Source organism: Streptomyces sp. NPDC020747, assembly GCF_044334695.1.
Taxonomy (GTDB): Bacteria; Actinomycetota; Actinomycetes; order Streptomycetales; family Streptomycetaceae; genus Streptomyces.
The window spans coordinates 1-23,964 of the sequence record NZ_JBIRTJ010000031.1 but is presented as its reverse complement, the minus strand read 5'-3'; the positions used below and the strand labels follow the sequence as shown (position 1 = coordinate 23,964).

The following is a 23,964-nucleotide window of genomic DNA, read 5'->3' as shown; positions in this document are numbered from 1 at the left end:
CGAGCGGGTTCTCGGACGGACCGGGCGCGGGCTCAGGTGGTCCGGGCGGGGTCGTGCGGCCCCGTGATGCCGGCCCTGCGCAGTGCGGCACGCCAGGCCAGGGCGAGGGCCACCTCGGCCAGGCCGAGCAGGACGAGCCACAGTCCGAGCAGGCGGGTCAATGCCCGGGCGGACTCGGAGGGCAGGGCCAGCACCACGATCCCCGCCACGATGCCGATCACCGCGATGCCCAGGACGAAGCCCCGGTGGGGCAGGTCCCGGGCGGCGATGGCCGTGTAGAGGGTGAGGATGCCGGACACCACCCAGACGATCCCGACGATCAGTGAGAGCGCGGCGATGGTCTGCAGCGGGTTCCGCAGGCACAGCACCCCGCCGAGGACGTACAGCACGGCGAGGAGCAACCCGGGCAGCCGTTCGCCGTGGTCCTCCCGGGCGAAGGTCTCGACGAACCGGAACGCCCCGGTCACGAGCAGATACAGGCCGACGAGGACCGCCACGACGTGCAGGGTCCCGTCCGGCCAGACCAGGATCAGGATGCCCGGTACCAGCGTGGCGATCGCGGAGCCCAGGACCCATGTCCAGGAGTGCCCGAGTCTCGCCAGCACCGCCGCGGGGTCGGCGGCGGGAACGGGGGCCGCCCCGTAGGGCGTGGCCGGTCCGTCGGACGCGTCGGCCGGTCCGTCGGGCAGGTGTGCCGGTCCGGTGCCCGGTGCCGGATCACGCGACACGGTCATGGCTCCTCCTCGCGCGATCGAGAGGGTCGCTCCCGGACCGCCGACGAGACGGCGTACGGGGATCGCACGGTTCAGCGTCCCGCCCTTCGTCGGCCACCGGGTCACCCCCGGCGGGTGATCCGTGCGCGCTCCCGGAGCGATGAGGTGGGGGCCGGAGGACACGCGCCGACGCGCGGCGCGCAGAGCGAAGAGACCCGTAGAGGACAAGAGACACGAGATGAAAGATCGAGCGGCCGGCCGGAGCGATCCCCAGGCCGCCCCGACGGAGTCCGCCCGGTCCGAGCAGTCGGCGTACCGGAGACCACAACCGGGTCCGGGGCGGCGGGAGACAGTCATGTCCGTCGCGCGGGCCGTGGGCCTCGCGGCGGGTCTCGTCACCGCGTACTACCTGCTGCCCCTGGACGGGCGCGGCACGGCCCGCACCGCGGCGCTGCTCACCTGCGGCCTGCTGGTGGTCGTCCTGGTCTTCCTGTGGGAGGTGCGGGCCATCGTGCGCTCGCGCTCGCCCCGTCTGAAGGCCGTCGAGGCACTGTCCGCCACGCTGGCGATGTATCTGGTGCTGTTCGCCTGCGCCTACTACCTGATGGAGCGTTCCTCCCCGGGTTCCTTCAGCGAGCCGCTGACCAGGACCGACGCGCTGTACTTCACTCTGACCACGTTCGCGACCGTGGGGTTCGGCGACATCACTGCCCGGTCCCAGACGGGACGCGTGGTGACGATGCTCCAGATGGCCGGCGGACTGATGCTCGTGGGCATCGCCGCCCGGGTGCTCGCGAGCGCGGTCCGGGCGGGTCTGCGGAGGCAGGGCCGGGAGCCACCGCCGGAGTAGGACTCCTCGGCACAGCAACAGCGCACAGGAGGTGTGAGTCATGGCCGTACCGAGCGCATTCACAGCGTCCCTGACACCGTCCGAGCGAGCCGCGTACGGAAGGGACGCGCGTACGCGCGCCTCGCGTTCGTGCCACGGCTGGTTCGAGGCGGACAAGGAGCGGCCCGACCCCATCGAGGTGATAGAGCGTCAATCGGCCACTCGGCTGCCCGAGTTGGTGCCGATCCGCTACGGCCGCATGCTCGAATCGCCGTTCCGCTTCTACCGGGGCGCGGCGTCGATCATGGCGGCGGACCTCGGTCCCGCCCCGAACGCCGGCCTGACGGTCCAGCTCTGCGGGGACGCCCATCTGCTCAACTTCCGGCTGCTCGCCTCGCCCGAGCGTCATCTCGTCTTCGACATCAACGACTTCGACGAGACCCTCGCCGGTCCGTTCGAATGGGACGTGAAGCGGCTGGCCGCCAGCTTCGCGATCGCCGGCCGGGCCAACGGCTTCTCGGTCAAGGAGCAGAACGGCGCGGTACGTGCCTGCGTGCGGGCCTACCGGCAGCGGATGCGGACGTTCGCCGGCATGGGCACCCTCGACATCTGGTACGCCCAGGACGACGCCGACCGGCTACGGGAACTGCAGGCCTCGTCGATGGACAAGGAGACCAGGCGCCGTACCGCCGAGGCGACGACCCGAGCCCGTACGCGCACCCAGCTCCAGGCCTTCGCGAAACTCACCCGGATCACGGCCGAGGGCCGGCGGATCGCACCTGACCCGCCGCTGATCACCCCGTTCCGGGACCTGCTGCCGGACTCCTCCGAGGGCGACGAGGAGAAGGAGCTCCAGATCGTCCTGGACGGGTACAAGCGGACCCTGTCGTCCGAGCGCCGGCACCTGCTGCGCCACTACCACCTTGCCGACATGGCCCGGAAGGTGGTGGGCGTCGGCAGCGTCGGTACGCGCTGCTGGATCGTGCTGCTCCTCGGCAGGGACGACTCCGACCCGCTGCTGCTGCAGGCCAAGGAGGCGCAGGAGTCGGTCCTCGCCACCCACACGGGCGGCGACCGCTACGACAACCAGGGCCGCCGGGTGGTGGCCGGACAGCGCCTGATCCAGACGACCAGTGACATCTTCCTGGGCTGGACCCATGTCGTGGGACTCGACGGGCGCGAGCGCGACTTTTACGTACGCCAGCTCAAGGACTGGAAGGGCATCGCGCGGCCGGACACCATGGACCCCGGCATGCTCCGCCTGTTCGCGCGGCTGTGCGGGGCCTGTCTGGCGCGGGCCCACGCCCGCTCGGGCGACCCGGTGGCCATCGCCGCCTATCTGGGCGGGAGCGACCGTTTCGACCGCGCGCTCGCCGAGTTCGCCCAGGCCTACGCCGACCAGAACGAGCGGGACTTCGAGGCGCTGGGCGCCGCTGTCGCGTCCGGCAGGGTCCGGGCGGAAAGCCTGTGACCGCTGCTCACGCCGATCGCCGTACGCGGCTGGTTCGCGCTGGCCGTCGTACGCGGCGGGATCACGCCGATCGTCGTACGCGGCCGAATGCCGGGTCACTCCGGCAGCTGGCGCATCTCCAGGACCCGTAGCCCCAGCGACCGGCAGCGGGCCAGCAGGCCGTACAGGTGCGCCTCGTCGATCACGGGGCCGAACAGGACCGTGTGTCCGGACATCATCACGTGCTCGAGCTCCGGGAAGGCACGCGTCAGCGTCTCCGACATGTGTCCGTCGACGCGGATCTCGTAGCGCATGAGCTGCTCTCCCGCGGGTGGCCTGGGACAGGCGGGCTGCGGCCTTACGGTGCGATCCTCCGCCTCGGCGGACCGCCCGGCCTCACCCCGTAGAGGTGATACGGCGTCCGGCACGGGCTTCACCTGCGTCGTTGCTCTCCGGGGCGGGGCTTCCAGGGACGACACCGTGAACGCGTCAACGCCGTCAGTGCGTCAGGTAGAGCTTGAACGCGATGATCAGCAGCCCGAGCAGCAGGTTCACCGTGGCGGTGACGGCCACCAGACGCCAGGAGGCCCCGGCCCGCCGTGCCGCGGCCGCCGACCAGCCCACCTGGCCCGCCACTGCCACTGAGAGGGCCAGCCACAGGGAGCCCGACAGGTCGAGGCCCAGGAGGGGGCTGACGGCGAGGGCGACGGCGGGAGGGACGGCCGCCTTGACGATCGGCCACTCGTCACGGCACACCCGCAGCACGATCGCCCGGTCAGGACTCAGTTCCGCCAGACGCGCCCCGAACAGCTGGGCGTGCACATGCGCGATCCAGAACGCCACGCCGGTCAGCAACAGCAGCAGCACCAGTTCCGCACGGGGGAACTCGCCCAGGGATCCGGCCCCGACGATCACGGAGGCGGCGAGCATGGATCCGTAGACGCCACCGGTGTAGTCGGCGCGTTCCCGGCGTTCGGCGCTGCGCGCTCCGGCCGTGACGTGTGCGGCCTCGGGCATCGCGGCCTCCCTGGACGTCAGCGGGTGGTGCCGGTCGCGTCGGCGGCGGGCGAGTCGGTGTCGGGTTGCCTCGGGCGGCCGGCCGTCCGGGTCGGCAGATGCGTGGTGACCAGGAAGCTCGCGAGCGTGATGCCCCCGGTGGCGAGGATCGCCGCCTTCAGGCCGTCGAGCTGCGCCGACGAGTACGAGTCGGCGACGGCGTCGACCTCGGAGGGCGGGAACCCGGCGCGTTCGGCCGCCGAGCGCACCTGGTCGGTGGGCACGAACGTGATCCCGGCTTCGAGGGCGACGCCGGTCTGCTTGCGGGCCTCCTGCGAGAGCTGCGGGTTCTCGTCCACCTGCTTGGTGAAGGCGTGGGCCAGGGCGCCGATGAGCAGCGATCCGATGAGGGCGGTGCCCAGCGCGGAGCCCAGGTTCTGGGCGGTGAACTGCAGTCCGCCGACCTCGCTGCGTTCCTCCTCGCCCACGCTGGACTGGACGACGTTGCCCAGCTGCGAGGCGAGCAGGCCCATGCCCACCCCGAGCACGGCCATGGCTCCGGCGAACTGCGCGTCGTCGATGACAGGGTCGATGGTGGCCAGCAGCCACGCGATGGCGCCGGTGAGGGTCAGCAGGGCCAGTCTGACCACCCGGCGTGGTCCTGCCCTCCGCCCCAGCCGGGCAGCGATCATGGAGGCGGCGAGCATGGTGACGGACACCGGGAGCAGCCGCAGCCCCGTCTGGAAGGCGTTGAACCCCTGAACCACCTGCAGATACAGCGGGATGGTGAAGAACAGACCCAGCAGGATGAGGTTCTGGCTCAGCAGGGCCATCAGGCCGGATCTCAGCGGAGGCTTGCGCAGCAGGGGCAGATGTACGAGGGGCTCGTCACCGCGGGCCTCCCGCCGCCGCTCCCAGTGGTGGAAGAAGGCCAACACGGCCACTCCCGCGGCGACGACGAACAGCGTCGGCGCGAAGCCGAAGACGGTGAAGGGCGGGTTGCGGGGCTGCACCCAGCCCCAGGAGCCGCTCTGCAGCACACCGAAGACGCCGAGCCCGAGCCCGATCGCCGAGAGTGCGGCGCCGATACCGTCCAGGCGAGGGCTCGGACCGGTTCGGGGAGATTCCTTGATCACCCCGTGGAAGCAGAGGACGATCACGACGACCACGACCTCACCGGCGAACACCAGCCGCCAGGTGAGGTACGTCGTCACCCAGCCGCCCAGCAGCGGGCCGACCGCGATGCCGGCTCCGGCGAGGCCACCGATGACGCCGTACGCGACGGCCCGGTCCCGTCCCCGGTAGGCCTCGGCCACGAGGGCCGCCATGGCGGGCAGCACCAGCGCGGCGCCGAGTCCCTCGATGACCGACCAGCCCAGCGCGAGGACCCACAGGGTGGGTGCCGCGGCGGTCAGGGCCGACCCCGTGGCGTAGACGACGAGTCCGAGCAGAAACAGGCGACGGCGTCCGTAGATGTCTCCCAGCCGGCCGCCGATGATCATGAACGCGGCCATGACCAGCGCGTACAGCGTGATGACGGCCTGGATCGCGGTGACCTCCGTGTCGAAGTCCTCCACCAGCTGGCTGATGGAGACGTTCATGACGGAGGTGTCCAGGACCATCAGGAACTGGGCCGTGCCCAGGACCATCAGCGCCCGCCAGTGCTTCAAGGTGCTCACCTCGCCGAGTCGCCCCGGGACCCGGCGGAGTCCACCGGGCAGCGGCCGGCCGATGCCCTGCCGCCATCCCCCATCGCACCCGAAGAACGTGCCCCTCGCCTCACCCCGCACGGGCGAACCGGGCATGGCTGAACAGTCATGTGCTCACAGCAGGCCCAGGTCGCGCGCGCGGTGCACCGCGTCGTGGCGCCGGTTCACCGACAGCTTGCGGTAGACGCTCTTGAGGTGGGTCTTGACCGTGTTCACCGACACGTACAGGTCGGCGGCGATCTCCTCCGTGGACATCATCTGGGCGAGCCGTTCGAGGACGTCGTGCTCGCGTCCGCTCAGCTCCTCCACGACAGGTGCCGCCTGCCGGTCCCCGGGGACCGGCCGCGTCTCGCACGGCGGCGGTCCGGGGGTGAGCCAGCCCGCGGCCGGCCCGCGCAGCGGCGCCGTGCCCAGCAGGGGCCTGATCCACGGTCCGGCTTCGAGGAAGGGGCGCCGCAGCCGCTCGCGCCGAGCCTCGTGGAGGGCATGGGCGACGTGCCTGCGCGCGGTGGCGGAGTCCCCCGCCCGGTCCGCTGCCTCGGCCCGCACCAACGAGGCCCGGACGGTCACCGCGGGACCCGTACGGCCCTCGGGGCGCACTCGGTCGAGCAGGCCGAGCGCCTCGACGGGCCGGCCCGCGGCGAGCTGGGCCCGGGCGGCACCCACGACACACGCCGGCTGGTCGCCGGACACCTCTTGAAGCAGCTCGGCGGCGGTCTCCGGCCGGCCCTCCGCCAGGTGCGCGGCCGAGGTCACCAGCGCCTTGTGCGCCTCCGACCAGGGTGAGACCACGTCGGCGGCGACGCCCGGTTCCGCCGCTTCGAGCGCGGCGTCCGTCTCACCGCGGGCCAGGAGCAGCCGCGCGGTGGCGAGGGCCCGTCCCGCCCGCATCACCGGGTCCCGCATCGCGTGACGGGAGCCGGCCGCCGTGTCGAGCAGAGCCTGGGCCCGGTCGAGTTCGTTGCGGTCGACGGCCACGGCGGCCAGGACGAGCAGCTCGATGCCGGAGCCGGACTCGTCCCTCAGGCCGAACCGCTCGGTCTCGGTGATCGCCGCCAGGGCCTTGCGCTCCGCCCTGCCGGGCCAGCCGTTGAGATAGTCGATCAGGGCCAGATGGCCGAGGGACTCCTCGCGCGGAAGGGCCGTCGAGGCTCCCCCGGAGCAGGCGACGGCCGTGCTCAGGGCGGCGCCCGCGTCCTCGAAGCGCCCGGCCCACAGCCGCGTCGAGCCGAGATGGGTCGACAGGAGGGCGGCCAGTTCGGGATGTGCGTCGAGGAGCTGGGCGGGCACCTCGTGCTGGAGTTCCCCGGCCGTCTCCGCCGCCGTCTCCGCCCTCGCGGGCGAACCGGTCAGCCGGGCCGCGAGGGCTTCCAGCAGGGCGCAGCTCAGCCGGGCCGCCGCGAGGCCGGGTGGGCCGTCCCCGGCCGGTGTCCGCTCCTCCGCCGCCAGGCTCTGCTCGGCGTGCCTCAGGTGGGGCAGGCCCTGGTCGACGTCGCTCCGCGCCAGCTCACGGGCCGCCCGGACGAGATCCGCGGCGGGGCTCGTGGCCTCGGGGCCCATCCCCGAGAACAGCTCGGCCAGATGGTCAGAGCGAAGACCGGTGAAGAGCTGGCCGATGGCGAGGTCGTCGACGAGGGCACCGGCGGTGAACTCCCAGTCGCCCGCGGCGGCACTGTGCCCGAGCGTCTCGGTGAGGGATCCGGAGTCCCGCAGCCAGGCCGCGGCCCGTCGGTGGAGTTCGGGCTCCAGACCGGGAGAGCGCAGCCGCAGATGGGCGTGGAGGATCTCCCCGAACAGCGGGTGGAGCCGGTACCGGTCGTGCCCGAGGTACTCGACGAACGCGTTCTCGCGGTGCAGCCCGGCCAGGACGGACTCGGCATCCGTTCGCCCGGTCAGCGCGTTCGCCAGCTCGGGACCGAAGCGATCGAGGACGCTGACCCGCAACAGGAGGTCCTGCGCCTCGGGAGGTTGTCGCTTGAGCACCTCCGCCAGCAGGAAGTCGGCCACCGTGGTGCGATCGACCTCGAACTCCTTCAGATACGTCTCCGGATCCGGGCTCTCCTGCGCGGCCAGGGCGCACAGCCGCAGACCTGCGGCCCAGCCCCGGGTGCGCTCCACGAGGGCCCGCGCGGCGGACACCGGCACGCGCAGCCCGTGCAGTTCCAGCAGCGCGGCCGCCTCCTCGGGGGTGAAGGCCAGTTCCGCCGCTCTGATCTCGGTCATGTCGCCGACCGCCCGGTAGCGGTGCAGTGGCAGCAGGGGCTCGGTGCGGGTGACGAGGACCAGCCGCATGCCCCGGCCCGCGTGGTGGAGGACGAACTCCAACTGCTCCGCGATCTCCGGCGCCGTCACACGGTCGTACTCGTCGAGCACCACGATCACGGGCCGTTCCCGGTCGCTCAGGCCCGCGGCGAGCCGCGTCAGCAGCGTCTGGTCCACTCGGCCCGCGTCGGCGGGGGAACCGACCTCGGCAGGCGGGGGCACACCGGAGGCGCTCAGGGCCTGGAGGAAGTACGCCCAGAACATGCCGCAGCCCTGGGCCGTGGCGTCGTTGGTGAGCCAGGCCACGGACTCGTCCCCTCGCGCGGCCCAGTCGGCTGCCAGCAGGGTCTTGCCCGCGCCCGCGGCCCCGCTGACCATGGTCAACGGCGTCCGCAGCGCCTGGTCGAGATGCCTGACCAGCCGCTCCCGTCGCAGGAACGTCGCGGGACGTGCCGGTATCGCGAACCGCGTGTGCAGGAACGGGTCTCCTCGGGGATCGGCGCACGACGTGCTCGGTTCCGGACCCTTCTCCTCCAGCCCAGCCATGGCGCTCACCACCACTGCTCGTCAGGTCATGGGCAGCGCTCCCCCTCAGCATCCCGCGGTTTCCACGCATGTGCGCGCCAAACCGGCGCCGGTGGTTCCCACGGAGACGGCAACGGCAGCCGGGTCATGTGGGTTCCTACGAGGGCAGGGCCGTCCCGCTCGCGCGAGCGTGTGGACGTACGGGAAACCGCGCGGGGCGCAGGTGCCGTCCGTCGGCCGGCGGGGCGTCGCCGCGACCGCGCCGGAGCGGTCCGACTCACGACCCCGGCCTGAACTCCCCGCTCGAATAGGTCACTTACCACCAACCCCGGCTCCACGCTCGTTACGATCTCCGGCGTGTGCGCAAACATCATGGTCGCTGAAGACGACACGAAGCAGGCCGAACTGGTGCGCCGTTATCTGGAGCACGAGGGACACACGGTCACGGTGGTGGGGGACGGCCGTACGGCTCTTGAGCAGGTTCGGCACCAGGAACCGGACCTGCTCGTCCTCGATGTGATGATGCCCCGGGCCGACGGCCTCGACGTGGTGCGGATTCTGCGCGCCGAGGGCCGCGAGGTGCTGGTGATGATGCTGACGGCCCGCAGTACCGAGGACGATCTGCTGCTCGGCCTGGATCTCGGTGCCGACGACTATGTGACCAAGCCGTTCAGCCCGCGTGAGCTGGTGGCCCGGGTGCGTACGCTCCTGCGCCGCAACCGGAGCTCCGACGGGCCAGCCCCCGCGGCACCTGACCCCACGCCCGCCGCCGAGGACAAGACGCTGTCGGTGGGCACGCTCAGAATCGATCCGGACCGGCACGAGGTGTCGGTCGGCGGGGCCCCGGTCGTGTGCACACCGGGCGAGTTCCGCATCCTGGCCGCGATGGCGGCGGAGCCCGACCGGGTCTTCACCCGGCAGCGGCTCCTGGAGGAACTGCACGGCTTCGACAAGTACATCAGCGGCCGCACCGTGGACGTACACGTCATGAATCTGCGCAAGAAGATCGAGCGCGCCCCCCGGCGGCCGGACCGGCTGCTCACCGTTTTCGGCGTCGGCTACAAGCTGACGGATCCCGCGAGGACGAACGCGAGGAACGTGCGCCGTGCGTCGTCGTGACGAGCGAGCGCGGCTGCCGCTCCGCAAGAGCCTGCTCGGGCGGCTGCTGACCGTGTCGGCGCTGGTGGCCTTCTGCTCGGTCGCCGCCACCGCCTGGCTCGCCGTGCAGACGACCTCCGGCGCGATCCGCCAGGAGCAGGGCCAGAACCTCAGCACCGATGCCGAGATCTACAACACCCTGCTGGGGTACGCGGCGACCCACCCGGGCTGGGAGGGCGTGGACGGCACCGTGCGCGAGCTGGCCGGTCAGTCCCAGCGCCGGATCGTGCTGACCACCCAGGACAAACGCCCACTCTTCGACTCCTCCGACGACTCGAACGGCACCTCCGGCGCCTCGTCCGCCGACCCGCTGCCGCCGCAGGCCTCCGCTGTCGTCGACCCGCTGTCCATCGACACCGTGCTGGTGCCCGACACCGCCTCCACGGGTGCGGACCGCGTCGATCCACGCGCGGTGGGGCCGTTCCTGCTGCCCGCGAAGGAACGTACCGTCCTGCGGAGGGCCAGCACCGAGAGCGCGGAGTGCCTCGGTGCGGCGGGCATCGCCGCGGACATCGTCGAGAGTCCGAGCGGGCGGTCCCGCGTCCAGTTCGTGAGCAGCGAGACCGACCGCTCCATGGAAATGAAGTGCCTGACGTCCTACGCGGCCGGTCCCACGCCGACCGAGAAGAAGGCCCTGCACGCGCTCAACCAGCTGACCGACGCCTGTCTGAAGCGGCAGGGCCGCACGGGCGTGAAACTGAACCTGGACATGTCCTGGGACCGGGGATACGGATCGGAAGGCACGGACACCGGCCTGCCGGCCGCGCTTCCCACGACCGGGGCCGGCCTCACCAAGGAGCAGGAGGATGCCCAGCAGCGGGCCGCGGAGCAGAAGGCGGTCGAGGAGAAGGCCGCGCTGGCGAGAGCGACCAAGGAGAAGGCGGCCGGCGACGGGCGCCTGTCCCCGGCCCACAGCAGCAAGCACGACCGCGCCATAGCCGCCTGCGTCGGCAGCGCCCGCCGCGAACAGCTCACGTCCTATGTCGCGGCGCCCGCGCTGCTGTTCATCGACAGCACCGACGCCGCCGCCGGCGTGCCCGGTTTCGATCTCTCACCGTCCAACACGGCGCGCATCGCCGGGGTCACGGCCCTGGTCCTCGCCCTCACCGTCGGCGCCTCGGTGATCGCCGGAGCCCGGCTCGTACGCCCGTTGCACGCGCTCACCGGCGCCGCCCAGCGGATGCGGGACGGCATGGACTCGGCGCCCGTGCCGGTCGGCTCGGACAACGAGATCGGACGGCTGGCGGCGGCCTTCAACGACATGGCCGCGCACCGGGCGCGGCTGGAGGAGCAGCGCAAGGTGATGGTCAGCGACGTCGCCCATGAGCTGCGTACTCCGCTGAGCAACATCCGTGGCTGGCTGGAGGCGGCACAGGACGGTCTGGCCGAACCGGACCCGGCGTTCGTCTCCTCGCTGCACGAGGAGGCGGTACAGCTCCAGCACATCGTCAACGATCTGCAGGACCTGGGCGCGGCCGACGCGGGCGCGCTGCGCCTGCACCTGGAGCCGGTACGCGTGGACGACCTGCTCGGCCAGGTCGCCGCGGCACACCAGGGACTGGCCGAGACCGCGGGTGTCACCCTGGCGGTCTCCGCGCCGCCGGGCACCCCTCGACCGCCGTTGCTCGACGCCGACCCCGTGCGGCTGCGGCAGGCCATGAGCAACCTGGTCTCCAACGCCGTACGCCACACACCGTCCGGTGGCAGGGTGGCGCTGCGCACCTACGTCACGGATTCCGGGGACAAGGTGGCCGTGGAGGTGGCCGACACCGGCAGCGGCATCCCCGCCGACGACGTCCCCCATGTGTTCGACCGGTTCTGGCGGGCGGAGAAGTCCCGCAACCGGAGCACCGGCGGCAGCGGCCTCGGCCTGGCGATCGTCCTCAAGCTCGCCGAGGCCCACGGTGGCACGGCGAGCGTGGTGAGTACGGAGGGACTGGGCTCGGTCTTCACCCTGTGGCTGCCGGTCACGCGGGACGAGACGGCCTCCACCGGACCGGAAGCGGCTGAGCGGGGCCGCGGAGTCCAGGGGGCCGGGGAGACCCCTGGACAGCCCTGATGCGATGACCATGACCTTCTGACAGCTTCTTCACAAGTGGGCGCGAGTGTGGGGCCATGCCCGGAACCTGGTGCGGCTCGCCAACCAGGTACCACCAAGGCCGGGCTGGAACTGGAGCGATACATGTCCCGCCATCTCACCCTGCGTTTCGCCGTTCTGACCGCCGTCGCGGCCGGCGCGTTGCTCGTCCCGGTCAGCGCGGCCGTCGCGGACGACCCGACCCCCACGGCGACCGCGGCCACTGGGGACGACAAGGCCGCGGCCAAGAAGAAGGCCGAGGACGCCGAGAGGGCAAAGGCGCTCGAAGCCAAGAAGGCCGCGGCCGCCAAGGAGCTTCCGAAGGGTGGCGTCGCCGCGGGCGAGGCCCCGGCCGGCAACTCCGGCACCGGCACCACGACCCTCGTCGGTTCGGCCACCGGCGCTCTGCTGCTCGCCGGCGCCGGCACCATCGTCCTGCGCCGCCGCGCCGCGGGACGCCACAACGGCTGACGTTCGGCACGGCCCCACCGGGCACAACAGTGGCGCCGCCCGTCTCCGGGCGGCGCCACCGCGTGTGCGCCGGTCCCGTAAGTCGTTCGTCGTTCAGATCCCGCAGTCGTTCAGGTCCCTCAGTTCTGCTCTGGAGTCCGTTGTGTCACCTGCACCCCATCCGGTACGGAGCTTCGGCACCCTGCCGGTCCTTGCCCGTCTCGCCCTCGTCGTACCCGTGGTCCTCACCGTGCTCACCGGCTGTTCGTCGGCCGCCGACAAGCCCGACCCGGCTTCTCCGAACACCCCTGCCGCCGCCGGTACCGCCTCGCCGGGCGCTGAGGAGGCCACCAAGTCGGCCGTCCCCACCAAAGTCGCCGTCCCCTCGCTCGGGATCACCAGTTCCCTGATGGAGCTCGGTCGCAACACGGACGGAACCGTGGAGGTCCCCCCGGCCGAGAAGGGCATGACCGCCGGCTGGTACATCGGCGGCTCCGTGCCCGGTGAGGTCGGTCCCGCCGTGATCATCGGCCACAACGACACCCGCTTCGGCAAGGCCGTCTTCCACGACCTCAAGAAGATCACCAAGGGCGCGGACATCACCGTCACCGACGACCGCGGCGAATCGGCGAACTTCACGGTCACGGACACCGAGAGCGTCAGCAAGGACGCCTTCCCCACCGAGAAGGTCTACGGCCCGACGAAGGACCGCGCCCTGCGACTGGTCACCTGCGACGGCGGCTTCGACGCCCAGGGCCACCCGGTGAACAACCTCATCGTCTACGCGAAGTTGGCGTGACCCGTGAGCCGATGACACCGCGGCTGCCGGTAATGTGCCCCCGACGAACAGGGGGGCGATGAGTGCAGTTCGCTGGGATCAGCGTGCCGTCGCGCAGGTCACCGTCCGGGGCACCGCCACGGACCAGGAACTCTTCACCTCCGCCTTGAGCGAGCAGGGCTGGGTGGAACTGGACTCCTCCGTTCCCACCGGCCTCACACCGCTCACAGAGGGTCGCGCCGAATACCTCGTGGAGGCGCGCTTCCCGGGCTCCTCCTACCGTGCGGTGACCGGGGCCCGGCAGAGGCTGGAAGTCCTCGGCGAGCGGCTGAGGCTCGAACTGACCGTACGGGCGGTCGATCTCATTCGCCGAGAGCCGGATCCGCGCCCGCGCTGGACCGCCTTCCGGCCGGCCGCCAGCCAGGTTCGGGCAGCCACCGCCGGCCGCTTCGGCAGGCTGCGGCTCGCCGTGGCGGAGGCCCGTGGGACGGGACGGCAGACACGGGCGGACACCGAAGCGGAGGCCCTGTCCCTGTCCCACAGCCCCCTGCCCGGAACGGCGCCCCCGCCTGCGGACATACAGGTCAGACCCTCTTGGGCGGAGGCGGGGTTCGCGGGCCCCGTGGCCGCCGCGTCCCGCCCGCACCTGCTCAAGGGACTGCGCTACTGCTTGATCATCCTGCTCGCGATCGGGGTCGCGGGCACGCAGAGCGCGGAGACCTCACCCGCACAACCGCGGTTCTGGATCTTCGGCGTGACAGGTCTGGGCGCGCTGGCCGCCACGGCGCTCGTTCTGCGGCACAACCGCCCCGACTGGCCACGACGTGTACGCGCCCTGGCGCTGGTCTGCGCCTGCGGCGGAAGTCTCTTCTTCGGCATGCTGACCGGCGAGGCGCTCACGGCGTTCGCGCCCGACGGCTTCAGCGGCGGCTACGCCCTGCTGATCCTGCTGGCGGCGCTCACCACCGCCAGGTGCCTGGCGCTCCTGTTGCGCCACGCCTCCCTGCGGGCCGTCCTGCCGTGGCTGCTTCCGGCCCTTCTGCCGTTCCTGCCGGGTCTGTTCCCCTCCGTCGGACTGTGGCAGCCCACGCTGTATCTCAACGAACTCGGGGTGGACGTCGAGGACGTCGAGGTGTCCGCATGGGACCAGTTCCAGTCCGTCCTCGCGGTGTTGGCGGCGATCAGCCTGTGGCTCGTCGCCCCCGCACTGCTCGGACTGGCCCACCACCTTCACTTCATGGTCCGGGAACGGTGGATCGGCTACGCCGGATTCGTCCTGCTCTCCGTGTGGGGCATGGCCATCGGAGCCTGGCAGTTCGCCTACCTGCCCGCCGTCGACGCAGGGGTCGCGGCCTCCCACGCCGTCAGTGAAGGAGACACCGCACCCCCGGGCTATGGCGTCGAGCCGGAGTGGGTGTGCGTCATACCCGTCGACACACTCAAGAAGACGCCCGTCGACGGCGGAATCCTCGATCCGAAAGAGCCGTACCTCGAAGTGGGAGACGCCGACGGCACCGCCGTCCTGATCTCCTCCGAACACTCCCTCGACCCCATCAGGGTCCCGCTGTCGTCCGTGCACCTCGTGGCACTCGGCACAGCACCCGGCTCCCACGCGTGCACACCGGAAGGCACCCTGGCGATGTGGTAGCACGCGGGCGACCGCTGAACTCGTCGGATTGTTGTCATCACTGTGCGGTGAGCTTGGCGCGCATCCCCAGGATCAGCAGTTCCAGCGTGGTCTCGAAGCTGCGGTCCATGGGCCGCTCCCTGCCGGAGTCCCAGCGGACCAGGAAGGCGTTGTTCTCCAGCAGAGCGAGATTGCGGGTCAGGGCCGGGAAGGAGTTCGGGTTCACCGCGCGTAGCTGGGCCGCGTATTCCTTCTGCCAGCCCTCCTCCACGTCCGCCGGCACGCTGGAGAGTTCAAGGGTGACCCAGCCGAGCACGAATCCGACCACCGCGTTGTAGACCTCGACCAGGCTCCGCCCCGAGAAGCCGGCCTTCTCCAGCACGTCCACCACGCGCTCCGTGAACGGGACCGCGGTGGTGCTCACCACCAGCTGGGAGCCCAGGATCGGGGCGAGGTTGGGGTGCCGGTGCATCGCCTGGCGGCACAACCGGGCGACCTCGGCCAGCCACTCTTCCCAGGCCATGCCGTGGTCGGAGGGGAGCACGATGTCCTCCAGCACCCGTGCCGAGACGGCTGCCAGGAGCTGTGCCTTGGTGCCGGTGTGCCAGTACAGCGCCGTGGGGTAGACCCCCATTTCCTTGGCCAGGGCCCGCATGGTGAGCGCGTCCAGGCCGTGCAGGTCCACATAAAGCAGAGCCGCGTCGATCACCTCCGCGCGCGACAGCGGACTGCGGGCCGCCTGCCTGCCACCGCGGCGGCCGCTGCTATCGCCCATCGGTTGTCCCTCTCTGCACGGTTACTGCGAACAGAGACACGTTAGCCCGCGATCTCGGGTCACGAGCACAGCAGGCGGGCCGGGTTGGCCGTCGTGATGTGCTCGAACTCGCCCGCGTCGAGTCCGGCCGCGAGCAACTGCTCGCGGAACCGGGTGTGGACGAACCCGTACCCTCCCCCTCCGTTGGCGCGGAGGTGCGACAGCAGGCATACGTCGTGGGAGAGCAGGATGTTGTCGATGTACCCGGCCCGCACCAGCTCCAGCACCATCCGTACCCGGCGCTCCACCTCGCCGGCGTGGTCGGTGTTGATCGTGTCGATGCCGACGTACGCGCCGCGGCGGGCGATCTGCTCGGCGTAGCCGGGGGCGGTCACCGTGTCGCAGTGGCCGATGGCGACGCGCGCCGGGTCGGCTCCCTCGGAGGTGAGCAGGTCCAACTGCGGCAGGCCGACCGGCCAGCGGGCCGCGTGGGTGTGGATGCCCGCTCCGGTCGCCCGCTGCGCGCGGGCGGCCGCGCGCAGCGAGCGCTCCTCGGCCGCGGAGACGTACCACTTGTCGCAGCCCACCTCGCCGATGATCCCGGCACGGATTCCCCCGGTGCCGGGAAAGCCCTCGGTGAGGTCGCGGACGATCTCCTCGGCGATGGCGTCGGCTCCGTGCCGGTCGAACCAGTCCCGGTCCAGGAACGGATCGCGGTAGTGCCCTGTGCCGAGCACCACGTGCAGCCCGGTGGCCTCGGCGACCCGCTGTACGGCGAGGACATTGGCCGGGTCCCGGCTGGCATCGGGCGGGGGCGGAGAATCCCCGGCGTCCGGGGCGGCGCCGGGGGTCAGCTCGGCGGTGGTCAGGTCGACGACGGTGGCGCCGCCCAGGCCGGTGAAGACGTTCAACTCCTCGGTGACGGCGGCCTCGTCGGCGATGAGCCCGTCGCCGCGGCGCTCCCGCATCAGGTTGATGAACAGGTGCTCGTGGGGCAGGACCGTACCGAGTTCCTGGCGGGCCACCAGGCCTCGGGCAGTGGACACCGTGCTGGTCATGCGGTCCTTCCGGGGAGGGTGAGAAGCCGGGCGGGGGTGGTCCGGGTGATCCGGGCGATGTCCTCGGGACCGATGCCGCGCGCCAGCATCAACGGCAGTACGCGGCGCAGGATATGGGCGTACCCCTCACCGCCGTAGCGGATCAGCTGCGTGCGGCGGCAGACGTCCTCGGCGATGGTGATCCGGTCGCCGTGCCCGGCCGCGACGAGCGCGGCGATGTGGCGGACCCGCGTTCCGTCGTTCGGCAGGTCGACCGTGGGATCGGGCGGGTAGTAGCTGGACTCGGTGCCGAAGAGGTCGAATTCCAGTACGCAGCCGGTGTCGGCGAGCGCGAGCATCTCGTCGGGCTCGAAGAGCGTGCGGTCCACATGGCACAGGACCGTCCGCGTGGGGTCGGCGCCCGCCTCGACGGCCTGGCGCAGGTGCCGCAACGGGGCTTCGGAGTGCCGTCCTGGGTGGATCAGCAGGGCGGCGCCGGTCGCCGCCTGCGCCTGGGCGGCGGCCTGGAGGACCTTCACCTCGTCGGGGTGCGCGGGCCACGACATACCGATCTCGCCAATGATCCCGGCGCGGATGCCGGTGCCGTCGGCGCCCTCCTGGATGTCACCGGTGATCTGCCGGGTGATGGCATCGCGGGAGAGGGCGGCGACCTCGGGCGGGTGGAACGCGGCGACGTAGTAGCCGCTGCCCATCACCACGTGGACACCGGAGCGGCGGGAGATCTCGCGCAGCCCGGCCGGGTCGCGGCCGAGGCCCACCGGAGTGGCGTCCACCACGGTGCCGCCACCGGCCTCGCGGTAGAGGGCCAGTTCGTCGACGGCGGTGTCCACCTCGTCCAGCACCATGTCCCGCCGGTTGTTCCGGTCCACGCGCGTGGCGAAGTAGTTGGCCGGGGCGAGGGGTTCGTCGACGGCGTCGTCCGGTGCGTAACGGCTGAGATCGGCGAGCAGGTGCTCGTGCGGCTGGACGTGCCCGAGCCGGTCGGGAGCGACCGGCCCGAGCACTGTGTGGACGACGCCGCTCATGCGCCCAGTTCGGTCTTGTGGGTCTCCCGGGTCAGCAGGACGGCCACCGCGGTCACGGCGCAGGTGCCCGCCATGAACCAGGACACGTACACGGCGTTGGGCGCTCCGCCGCCCGCGGCCAGCAGGCTGGTCGCGGCGATCGGAGCCAGCGCGCCGCCCGCCACCGAGGCGATCTGGTAGCCCATGGAGGCCCCGGTATAGCGCGTTCCGGTACCGAACAGCTCGGCCAGGAAGGCGCCCATCGGCCCGTACATCAGGGAGTGCAGGCCCAGCGCCAGCGCGTAGCCCAGGAGGAACAGCGGGGTGGAGTCCGCGTTCACCAGCGGGAAGAGCAGGAAGGAGTTGAGGCCGAGCAGTACCGCGCCGGCGAAGTAGACCGGTCGGCGGCCCACCCGGTCGGACAGCGCGGCGGCCAGTGGCAGACAGACCAGGGAGACCGCCGAGGCGACCATGAGGCCGTTCAGGGCGGTGGAGCGGCTGTGCCCGACCTGGGTGGCGTACGAGATCACGAAGGTGATCAGTACCGAGTTGGCAGCGAACGGGCCGAACCCGATGAGCGACGCCAGCAGCAGGTCCTTGGGCTGCGTGCGCAGCAGCTCGATGATCGGCGGGCGCTGCCGCTCTCCGCGTTCGCGCTTCTTGGCCTGCTCGGCCTGCGCGGCCTCGAAGGCCGGGGTCTCGGACACGCCGAGGCGGATCCACAGCCCCACGGTGGCCAGGACGACGGTCATCAGGAACGGCACTCGCCAGCCCCAGGACATGAAGGCCGACTCGGGCAGTCTGTTGGCCAGCGAGAAGACGAAGGTCGACAGCAGCAGGCCGGTGGGCGCTCCCATCTGCGCCACGCTGCTCCAGAGCCCGCGCCGTCCCTTTCCGGAATGCTCGACGGTCATCAGGACCGCGCCGCCCCACTCGCCGCCGACGGCGACTCCCTGTACGAGGCGGAGCAGCACCAGGAGGGCGGGGGCCCAGATGCCGATGGTGTTGTGCGTGGGCAGCAGTCCGATGAGGGTGCTTGCCGCGCCCATCAGCAGGATGCTCGTCACCAGCATGCTCTTGCGGCCGAGGCGGTCGCCGAAGTGTCCGAAGAGGATGCCGCCGAGCGGGCGGGCTCCGTAGCCGACGGCCAGCGTCCCGAACGAGGCGAGTGTGCCGGCGGCCGAGCTGAGCTCGGGGAAGAAGAGCTTGTTGAACACGAGCGCGGAGGCCGTGCCGTAGAGCAGGAAGTCGTACCACTCCATGACGCTGCCGAGGTACGCCGAGACCAGCACCCGGCGCGAACCGGCGGGCGGGAGCTCTTTCTCGGGGGACGCGGGGGAGGGTTTGTTCGGGGAGGGCGAGGTTGCCGTCATGGGGACTCCGGGGGCATCGAAGCGGCGGGGACGGGACAGCCGCGGTGAGCTGTACGTTGGACAGGGTTACTTGTCCAACGTACAACGGTCAATAGGTCGACGCCGGGCGTAACACCGCGTAACGCTTCCGCAACACCTCGACACCTCCGTCGGGCTCGACGTGAGCACGGGGGCTTTCTCTTGTCCCGCGTACAATGCATACTGTCCGATGTACATGACGACTTAGGTTGCTCCGTTTCTCGCCCCCACCCGATCCAGGAGTCCAGCATGCGCCCAGCCGCCTCGCCGCCCCATACGGCTATGCGTCCCGACGGCAGCCGACTGATCAAGTTCTACTTCGGTGAGGACCTCCCCTTCGTCAGCCACGGCCGCGGAGTGTTCGTCCACGACACGGACGGGCGCCGCTACCTCGACGGGTGTTCCGGGGCGGTGACCGCGAACCTGGGACATGCCGACCCGGAGATTCTGCGGACCATGAGCGAGCAGGCCGAGCGGATCACCTTCGCGCACCGCGGCTCGTTCCACAGCGAGCAGTCGGAGCGTCTGGCCGACCGGCTCAGCGAGATGACGGGCTACCCGTACGTCTTCCTGTGCAACAGCGGGTCCGAGGCGGTGGAGACCGCGCTGCGGCTGACCCTGCAGTACTGGCGGGAGCGGGGCGAGCCCGAGCGGGCCAGGTTCGTCTCCCACGCGGTGAGCTACCACGGCGCCACCCTCGGCGGGCTGTCGCTGTCCGGCCACCCGCAGCGCCGCTGGGCCGCCGAAGCACTGCTGCACGGGTTCAACGAACTCACTCCGCCGTACGCCTACCGGTTCGCCGAGGGCCGCGACGACGCGTCGTTCACCGCGCTCCTGACCGAGCGGGCGGCCCAGGTACTGGACGCCCACGGTTCCGCCGCGGCCGGGGTGGTGGTCGAGCCCGTCGGCGGCGCGGCCGGCGGCGCCATCACGCCGCCCGACGGCTACCTGCCCGCGCTGGCCGGCCTGTGCCGCGAGCGAGGGCTGCCGCTGATCGCCGACGAGATCATGACCGGCATGGGCCGCACCGGCACCATGCTGGCCTCGCAGCACTGGGACGTACAGCCCGACATGGTGGTCCTCGGCAAGGGGATGGGCGCCGGCTACGCGCCCGTGTCGGCGGTGCTGGTCGGCGAGCACTTCATCGACACCATCGCCGCCGGGACCGCGTCCGTCACCAACGGGCACACCTACGGCGGCAATCCGCTCGGCAGCGCCGTGGCCCTGGCCGTCCTGGAGGCCATCGAGTCCAGGGATCTGGTGGCGAACGCCGCGGCACGCGGCAAGCAGCTGCGCGCCGGCCTGGAAGAGCTGGCCGCACGGCACGAGGTCATAGGAGAGGTCCGCGGTCTCGGGCTGCTCCAGGGGCTGGAGCTGGTCAGCGACCGCGCGACCCGAAGCCCCGGCGATCCCATCGGCTCCCTCACGCGTGCCGCCGTGCTGGCCGCCCGCGACGCCGGACTGCTCGTCTACCCGGCGACCGGCGGGATCAACGACGCGATCCTCGTCGCCCCGCCGCTCACCGTCACCGCCCAGGAGACCGATCTGCTGCTCGAACTCCTCGACACCGCCCTGACCGCGCTGGACAAGAAGCTGAACAAGACGCTGAACAAGAAGCTGGACAAGAAGACGAGCGGGAAGACGAGCCCCACCGCATGACGACACTGCCTGCCGACCGTCCGAGCCCGACCCACGGCTCCGCCGTGCTGGAGGCGCTGCTCGCCGAGTACCGGGCCCGCACCCCCGGGTCGGCGACCGCTTTCCGGCGGGCCACCGCCGCGCTGCCCGGGGGCGAGACCCGGTTCGTCACCTACTTCCCGCCGTACCCGGTCATCCTCGCCGAGGGCCACGGCTCGCGGCTGCTCGACGTCGACGGCATCGAGTACCTGGACCTGGTCAACAACTACACCTCACTCATCCACGGCAACGCGTACCCGCCGGCCATGACGGCCGCCGCGGCGGTACTGGCATCGGGCGCGGTCTTCCCCAGCCCGCACGAACTGCAGCTGGAACTCGCGGAGTTGCTGGCCGCCCGTATCCCGTCGGTGCAGCGGGTACGGTTCACCAACTCCGGGACCGAGGCGTCGGTACTGGCCGCACGGCTCGCTCAGCGCGCCACCGGCCGCGGGCGGTTGCTGCTGTTCGACGGCGCCTACCACGGCAGTGCGCCTCCGCTGCTGGCCGACGGCCCCGATGTGGTCACCGTCCCCTACAACGACCTCGACGCCGCACGAGAAGCGCTGACCGAGGACATCGCCGCGGTGTTCGCCGAGCCCTTCCTCGGCGCCGGCGGAGTGATCCCGGGCCGGCCGGAATTCCTGCGGGCCGTCGCCGAGTCGGCCCGTGAGCGCGGGGCCCTGTTCGTCCTGGACGAGGTGCAGTCACTGCGCAACGCCGTGGGTGGCGAGCAGGCCCGGCTCGGGCTGCGCCCGGATCTGACGGTCATGGGCAAGGTCATCGGCGGGGGTATGCCGATCGGCGCGATCGGCGGAAGCGAGGAGCTGCTGCGACTGACCGCGGCGACCACTGACCGCAATCTCGCGCACTCCGGCACCTTCAACGGGCACCTCACCGCCGCGGCCGCCGGTACCGTCACCCTCCGGCATCTCGACGCGTCCGCGATCGACCGCCTGGACCGGGCCGCACGCCACCTCGCCGACGCCATCACCGATGCGGCGACCGCAGCCGGAATCCCGGCCACGGTGACGCGCGCCGGATCCATCCTCAACGTGCACTTCACCCCGACCGCGCCGGTCAACGCCGAGCAGGCCCGCGCGGCCACCGCCACCCCCCTGCTCAGCGCCCTGCACCTGGCGCTGCTCCTCGACGGGGTCTACACAACCCCGCGAGGAATGATCAATCTGTCGACGGCGCTGGACGCGAACGACCTCGACCGCGCCGCACAGGCGTATGCCCACGCCTTCCAGCGGCTCGCGGACGCCGAAACCCAAACCGACGCGGACGCCGACGCGGGCCGGCCGGACCGGTCCGGCCAGGCCGTGCCGGACCACTCGGAGGACGTTCCCTTCCGCCAGGCGAAGGAGGCCACCCCATGAACGAGCCGGAGTTGCTGCGCGAACCGGCTCCCGACGCGCTCCGCACGACCGCGATCGGTGACTATCTCGCCTGGTTGAAGCGCACTCGGGACCTCGCCTTCACCGGCTACCGCGACCTGCACCACTGGTCGGTCACGGACATCGAGGGCTTCTGGTCGTCGATCTGGGACCACTTCGACGTCCGTACGCACACTCCCTACGACCGAGTGCTCGGCCGACGGGACATGCCCGGCGCCGAATGGTTTCCCGGAGCGACCCTCAACTACGCCGAGCACGCCCTGCGGTGGGCGGAAGCCACACCCGACGAAGTGGCCGTGCTGGCGCGTTCGCAGACCCGTGGACCGCTGGAACTGACCTGGGGTGAACTCGCCGACCAGGTCGCCCGCGCCCGGGCCGGCCTGCGCCGCCTCGGGGTCGGCCGCGGTGACCGCGTCGTCGCCTACCTGCCGAACATCCCCGAAACCCTCGTGGCGTTCCTGGCGACCGCGAGCCTGGGGGCCGTCTGGGCAAGCTGCGCACCGGAGTTCGGCGCCCGCGGTGTCATCGACCGGTTCTCGCAGATCGAGCCCACCGTGCTGCTCGCCACCGCCGGATACCGGTACGGCACGAAGGACATCGACCGCCGCGACGAGGTCACCGCGATCCGCGCGGGCCTGGCCACCCTGCGCCACACCGTCCACGTACCGTACGGACCTGGAGAACTCACCGACACGGTCGCCTGGGCGGACCTGCTCGCCGAACCCGCCGACCGCTCCGAGTCCGCTGACCCCGGCTTCGACCCCGTCCCCTTCGCCCACCCGCTGTGCGTGCTGTTCTCCTCCGGCACCACGGGCCAACCCAAGCCGATCGTCCACGGCCACGGCGGGATCCTGCTGGAACACCTCAAGAACCACTCGCTGAGCTGGGACCTGCGCCCCGGCGACCGCGTCCTGTGGTTCACCACCACCGCGTGGATGATGTGGAACTCCCTGGTCTCCGGGCTGCTCGTGGGCGCCTCCGTCGTGATGATCGACGGCAACCCACTCCACCCCGGACCTGACTGGCAGTGGCAGCTGGCCGAGGAGACCGGCGCCACCCTCATGGGCGCCAGCCCCGGATTCCTGATGGCCTGCCGCAAGGAAGGCATGGCCCCGGCCAAGGAGCACGACCTGTCCCGGCTGCGCCAGATCGGCGCCGCGGGAAGCCCCCTGCCACCCGAGGGATTCCGCTGGGTTGCCGAGCAGTTCGGCCCCGGCGTACTGCTCAACGTGGGCAGCGGCGGGACCGACGTGTGCACGGGAATCCTGCAAGGCGGTCCGCTGCAGCCGGTCTGGGCAGGAGAGATCTCCGGCCCCTGCCTCGGCGTCGCCGCCACCGCCTACGACGAGCAGGGCAGCGAAGTCACCGACGCGCTCGGCGAGTTGGTCATCACCGAGCCCATGCCCTCGATGCCCGTCGGCTTCTGGGGCGACACCGACGGCACCCGCTACCGGGACACCTACTTCGACACCTATCCGGGCGTGTGGCGTCATGGCGACTGGGTGCGCTTCACCGCGGCGACAGGGAGTTGCACGGTGGCCGGACGCTCCGACGCCACCCTCAACCGCGGCGGGGTACGCCTGGGCACCGCCGAGTTCTACCGTGTCGTCGAAGAACTGCCCGAGGTCGACGACAGCCTGGTCGTCCACCTGGAGGACCCCGCCGGCGGCCCCGGCGAACTGCTCCTGTTCGTCGCGCTGCACAACGGCTCCGAGCTGGACGATGCCCTGCGCAAGCGGATCGCGACGGCGCTGCGCGGCGCGCTGTCTCCGCGCCATGTGCCCGACAGTGTCATCCCCGTGCCGGTGATCCCGAGGAACCGCACCGGCAAGAAACTCGAACTCCCGGCGAAGAAGATCCTGTTGGGAGCCGCCCTGTCCGAAGCCGCCAGCCGCGACACCCTGGCCGAGCCGACATCGCTGGACACGTTCACCGCCCTGGCCGCCCAGCGCTCCACGCACGCTGCGGGGGCAGTACGACAAGGGGCGGAACAGCACCACGGAGCGGAACAGCACTAGATGATCAATTCCAAGGGGTCCGTGGCTAGCTAGTGCTGTGGCCGCGTTGGTTCGCCGGGTCGGCGGTCGTGGCGGTTGGATGTGCGGTGAC

19 protein-coding genes are annotated in these 23,964 nt (G+C 71.4%); 10 read left to right on the top strand and 9 right to left on the bottom strand.

Annotated elements, in window-relative coordinates:
• Positions 1-32 precede the first annotated feature (32 nt).
• The gene (locus ACH4YP_RS46340; RefSeq protein WP_398497460.1) at positions 33-734 is read right to left on the bottom strand and encodes an HdeD family acid-resistance protein; all 702 of its coding nucleotides are present in this window, start codon (positions 732-734) and stop codon (positions 33-35) included.
• 334 nt (positions 735-1,068) lie between these two features.
• Here ACH4YP_RS46340 and ACH4YP_RS46335 point away from each other — a divergent pair, with 334 nt between their 5' ends.
• Positions 1,069-1,563, top strand: a complete 495-nt coding sequence (locus tag ACH4YP_RS46335) for a potassium channel family protein (protein WP_361060250.1) — start codon at positions 1,069-1,071, stop codon at positions 1,561-1,563.
• 40 nt (positions 1,564-1,603) lie between these two features.
• Positions 1,604-3,013 carry a DUF2252 domain-containing protein gene (locus tag ACH4YP_RS46330; protein WP_398497458.1) on the top strand — a complete coding sequence of 470 codons (1,410 nt, stop codon included), beginning with the start codon at positions 1,604-1,606 and terminating at the stop codon, positions 3,011-3,013.
• Between the two features lie 95 nt (positions 3,014-3,108).
• Here ACH4YP_RS46330 and ACH4YP_RS46325 read toward each other — a convergent pair whose 3' ends face one another.
• The 4 genes from ACH4YP_RS46325 to ACH4YP_RS46310 form a co-directional block, all read right to left on the bottom strand.
• On the bottom strand, positions 3,109-3,306 hold the full coding sequence (locus ACH4YP_RS46325; RefSeq protein ID WP_361060254.1) for a hypothetical protein: 198 nt from the start codon (positions 3,304-3,306) through the stop codon (positions 3,109-3,111).
• 184 nt (positions 3,307-3,490) lie between these two features.
• The gene (locus tag ACH4YP_RS46320; protein ID WP_361060256.1) at positions 3,491-4,009 is read right to left on the bottom strand and encodes a hypothetical protein; all 519 of its coding nucleotides are present in this window, start codon (positions 4,007-4,009) and stop codon (positions 3,491-3,493) included.
• 17 nt (positions 4,010-4,026) lie between these two features.
• Positions 4,027-5,658 (bottom strand): MFS transporter, encoded by a 1,632-nt coding sequence (locus ACH4YP_RS46315; RefSeq protein ID WP_361060268.1) that lies wholly within the window; start codon positions 5,656-5,658, stop codon positions 4,027-4,029.
• A 153-nt stretch (positions 5,659-5,811) separates the two neighbouring features.
• Positions 5,812-8,505 (bottom strand): LuxR C-terminal-related transcriptional regulator, encoded by a 2,694-nt coding sequence (locus tag ACH4YP_RS46310; protein WP_398497456.1) that lies wholly within the window; start codon positions 8,503-8,505, stop codon positions 5,812-5,814.
• 351 nt (positions 8,506-8,856) lie between these two features.
• Here ACH4YP_RS46310 and ACH4YP_RS46305 point away from each other — a divergent pair, with 351 nt between their 5' ends.
• The 5 genes from ACH4YP_RS46305 to ACH4YP_RS46285 all read left to right on the top strand — a co-directional run bounded on the left by ACH4YP_RS46305 (position 8,857) and on the right by ACH4YP_RS46285 (position 14,595).
• A complete protein-coding gene (locus ACH4YP_RS46305) occupies positions 8,857-9,603 on the top strand; it encodes a response regulator transcription factor (protein WP_361060270.1) in 747 nt (248 codons plus the stop codon).
• On the top strand, positions 9,590-11,701 hold the full coding sequence (locus ACH4YP_RS46300) for a sensor histidine kinase (protein ID WP_398497454.1): 2,112 nt from the start codon (positions 9,590-9,592) through the stop codon (positions 11,699-11,701). Before ACH4YP_RS46305 ends, ACH4YP_RS46300 begins: the two co-directional genes overlap by 14 nt.
• 123 nt (positions 11,702-11,824) lie before the next feature.
• Positions 11,825-12,190 (top strand): hypothetical protein, encoded by a 366-nt coding sequence (locus ACH4YP_RS46295; RefSeq protein ID WP_361060261.1) that lies wholly within the window; start codon positions 11,825-11,827, stop codon positions 12,188-12,190.
• A 142-nt stretch (positions 12,191-12,332) separates the two neighbouring features.
• Positions 12,333-12,968 carry a class F sortase gene (locus ACH4YP_RS46290; protein ID WP_398497452.1) on the top strand — a complete coding sequence of 212 codons (636 nt, stop codon included), beginning with the start codon at positions 12,333-12,335 and terminating at the stop codon, positions 12,966-12,968.
• A 58-nt stretch (positions 12,969-13,026) separates the two neighbouring features.
• The gene (locus ACH4YP_RS46285) at positions 13,027-14,595 is read left to right on the top strand and encodes a hypothetical protein (RefSeq protein WP_398497450.1); all 1,569 of its coding nucleotides are present in this window, start codon (positions 13,027-13,029) and stop codon (positions 14,593-14,595) included.
• A gap of 37 nt (positions 14,596-14,632) precedes the next feature.
• Here ACH4YP_RS46285 and ACH4YP_RS46280 read toward each other — a convergent pair whose 3' ends face one another.
• Genes ACH4YP_RS46280 through ACH4YP_RS46265 form a run of 4 tightly spaced genes read right to left on the bottom strand, consistent with a single transcriptional unit; the run spans position 14,633 to position 18,763 of the window.
• Complete coding sequence (locus tag ACH4YP_RS46280) at positions 14,633-15,349, bottom strand: TetR/AcrR family transcriptional regulator C-terminal domain-containing protein (protein WP_361058956.1); 717 nt, start codon at positions 15,347-15,349, stop codon at positions 14,633-14,635.
• A gap of 59 nt (positions 15,350-15,408) precedes the next feature.
• The gene (locus ACH4YP_RS46275; RefSeq protein ID WP_361058958.1) at positions 15,409-16,386 is read right to left on the bottom strand and encodes a hypothetical protein; all 978 of its coding nucleotides are present in this window, start codon (positions 16,384-16,386) and stop codon (positions 15,409-15,411) included.
• A complete protein-coding gene (locus tag ACH4YP_RS46270; protein WP_361058960.1) occupies positions 16,383-17,411 on the bottom strand; it encodes a hypothetical protein in 1,029 nt (342 codons plus the stop codon). Before ACH4YP_RS46270 ends, ACH4YP_RS46275 begins: the two co-directional genes overlap by 4 nt.
• Positions 17,408-18,763, bottom strand: a complete 1,356-nt coding sequence (locus ACH4YP_RS46265) for an MFS transporter (protein ID WP_361058962.1) — start codon at positions 18,761-18,763, stop codon at positions 17,408-17,410. The genes ACH4YP_RS46270 and ACH4YP_RS46265 overlap by 4 nt, the downstream gene beginning before the upstream one ends.
• A gap of 267 nt (positions 18,764-19,030) precedes the next feature.
• On the opposite strand from ACH4YP_RS46265, the gene ACH4YP_RS46260 reads away from it, so the two are divergent.
• The 3 genes from ACH4YP_RS46260 to ACH4YP_RS46250 are packed head-to-tail and all read left to right on the top strand — an operon-like array spanning position 19,031 to position 23,873.
• Positions 19,031-20,440: an aminotransferase class III-fold pyridoxal phosphate-dependent enzyme gene (locus tag ACH4YP_RS46260; RefSeq protein ID WP_398497447.1), complete on the top strand. Its 1,410-nt coding sequence runs from the start codon at positions 19,031-19,033 to the stop codon at positions 20,438-20,440.
• The gene (locus tag ACH4YP_RS46255) at positions 20,437-21,837 is read left to right on the top strand and encodes an aminotransferase class III-fold pyridoxal phosphate-dependent enzyme (RefSeq protein WP_398497445.1); all 1,401 of its coding nucleotides are present in this window, start codon (positions 20,437-20,439) and stop codon (positions 21,835-21,837) included. The genes ACH4YP_RS46260 and ACH4YP_RS46255 overlap by 4 nt, the downstream gene beginning before the upstream one ends.
• Complete coding sequence (locus tag ACH4YP_RS46250) at positions 21,834-23,873, top strand: acetoacetate--CoA ligase (protein WP_398497443.1); 2,040 nt, start codon at positions 21,834-21,836, stop codon at positions 23,871-23,873. The genes ACH4YP_RS46255 and ACH4YP_RS46250 overlap by 4 nt, the downstream gene beginning before the upstream one ends.
• Positions 23,874-23,964 lie beyond the last annotated feature (91 nt).

What these genes read in the sequence shown, in the direction of transcription:
- ACH4YP_RS46325 (WP_361060254.1), bottom strand. Translation starts at nt 3,306, where the DNA reads ATGCGCTACGAGATCCGCGTCGACGGACACATGTCGGAGACGCTGACG.
- ACH4YP_RS46250 (WP_398497443.1), top strand. Translation starts at nt 21,834, where the DNA reads ATGAACGAGCCGGAGTTGCTGCGCGAACCGGCTCCCGACGCGCTCCGC.
- ACH4YP_RS46265 (WP_361058962.1), bottom strand. Translation starts at nt 18,763, where the DNA reads ATGACGGCAACCTCGCCCTCCCCGAACAAACCCTCCCCCGCGTCCCCC.
- ACH4YP_RS46340 (WP_398497460.1), bottom strand. Translation starts at nt 734, where the DNA reads ATGACCGTGTCGCGTGATCCGGCACCGGGCACCGGACCGGCACACCTG.
- ACH4YP_RS46320 (WP_361060256.1), bottom strand. Translation starts at nt 4,009, where the DNA reads ATGCCCGAGGCCGCACACGTCACGGCCGGAGCGCGCAGCGCCGAACGC.
- ACH4YP_RS46285 (WP_398497450.1), top strand. Translation starts at nt 13,027, where the DNA reads ATGAGTGCAGTTCGCTGGGATCAGCGTGCCGTCGCGCAGGTCACCGTC.
- ACH4YP_RS46305 (WP_361060270.1), top strand. Translation starts at nt 8,857, where the DNA reads ATGGTCGCTGAAGACGACACGAAGCAGGCCGAACTGGTGCGCCGTTAT.
- ACH4YP_RS46270 (WP_361058960.1), bottom strand. Translation starts at nt 17,411, where the DNA reads ATGAGCGGCGTCGTCCACACAGTGCTCGGGCCGGTCGCTCCCGACCGG.
- ACH4YP_RS46310 (WP_398497456.1), bottom strand. Translation starts at nt 8,505, where the DNA reads ATGGCTGGGCTGGAGGAGAAGGGTCCGGAACCGAGCACGTCGTGCGCC.
- ACH4YP_RS46280 (WP_361058956.1), bottom strand. Translation starts at nt 15,349, where the DNA reads ATGGGCGATAGCAGCGGCCGCCGCGGTGGCAGGCAGGCGGCCCGCAGT.
- ACH4YP_RS46260 (WP_398497447.1), top strand. Translation starts at nt 19,031, where the DNA reads ATGCGCCCAGCCGCCTCGCCGCCCCATACGGCTATGCGTCCCGACGGC.
- ACH4YP_RS46255 (WP_398497445.1), top strand. Translation starts at nt 20,437, where the DNA reads ATGACGACACTGCCTGCCGACCGTCCGAGCCCGACCCACGGCTCCGCC.
- ACH4YP_RS46295 (WP_361060261.1), top strand. Translation starts at nt 11,825, where the DNA reads ATGTCCCGCCATCTCACCCTGCGTTTCGCCGTTCTGACCGCCGTCGCG.
- ACH4YP_RS46275 (WP_361058958.1), bottom strand. Translation starts at nt 16,386, where the DNA reads ATGACCAGCACGGTGTCCACTGCCCGAGGCCTGGTGGCCCGCCAGGAA.
- ACH4YP_RS46330 (WP_398497458.1), top strand. Translation starts at nt 1,604, where the DNA reads ATGGCCGTACCGAGCGCATTCACAGCGTCCCTGACACCGTCCGAGCGA.
- ACH4YP_RS46335 (WP_361060250.1), top strand. Translation starts at nt 1,069, where the DNA reads ATGTCCGTCGCGCGGGCCGTGGGCCTCGCGGCGGGTCTCGTCACCGCG.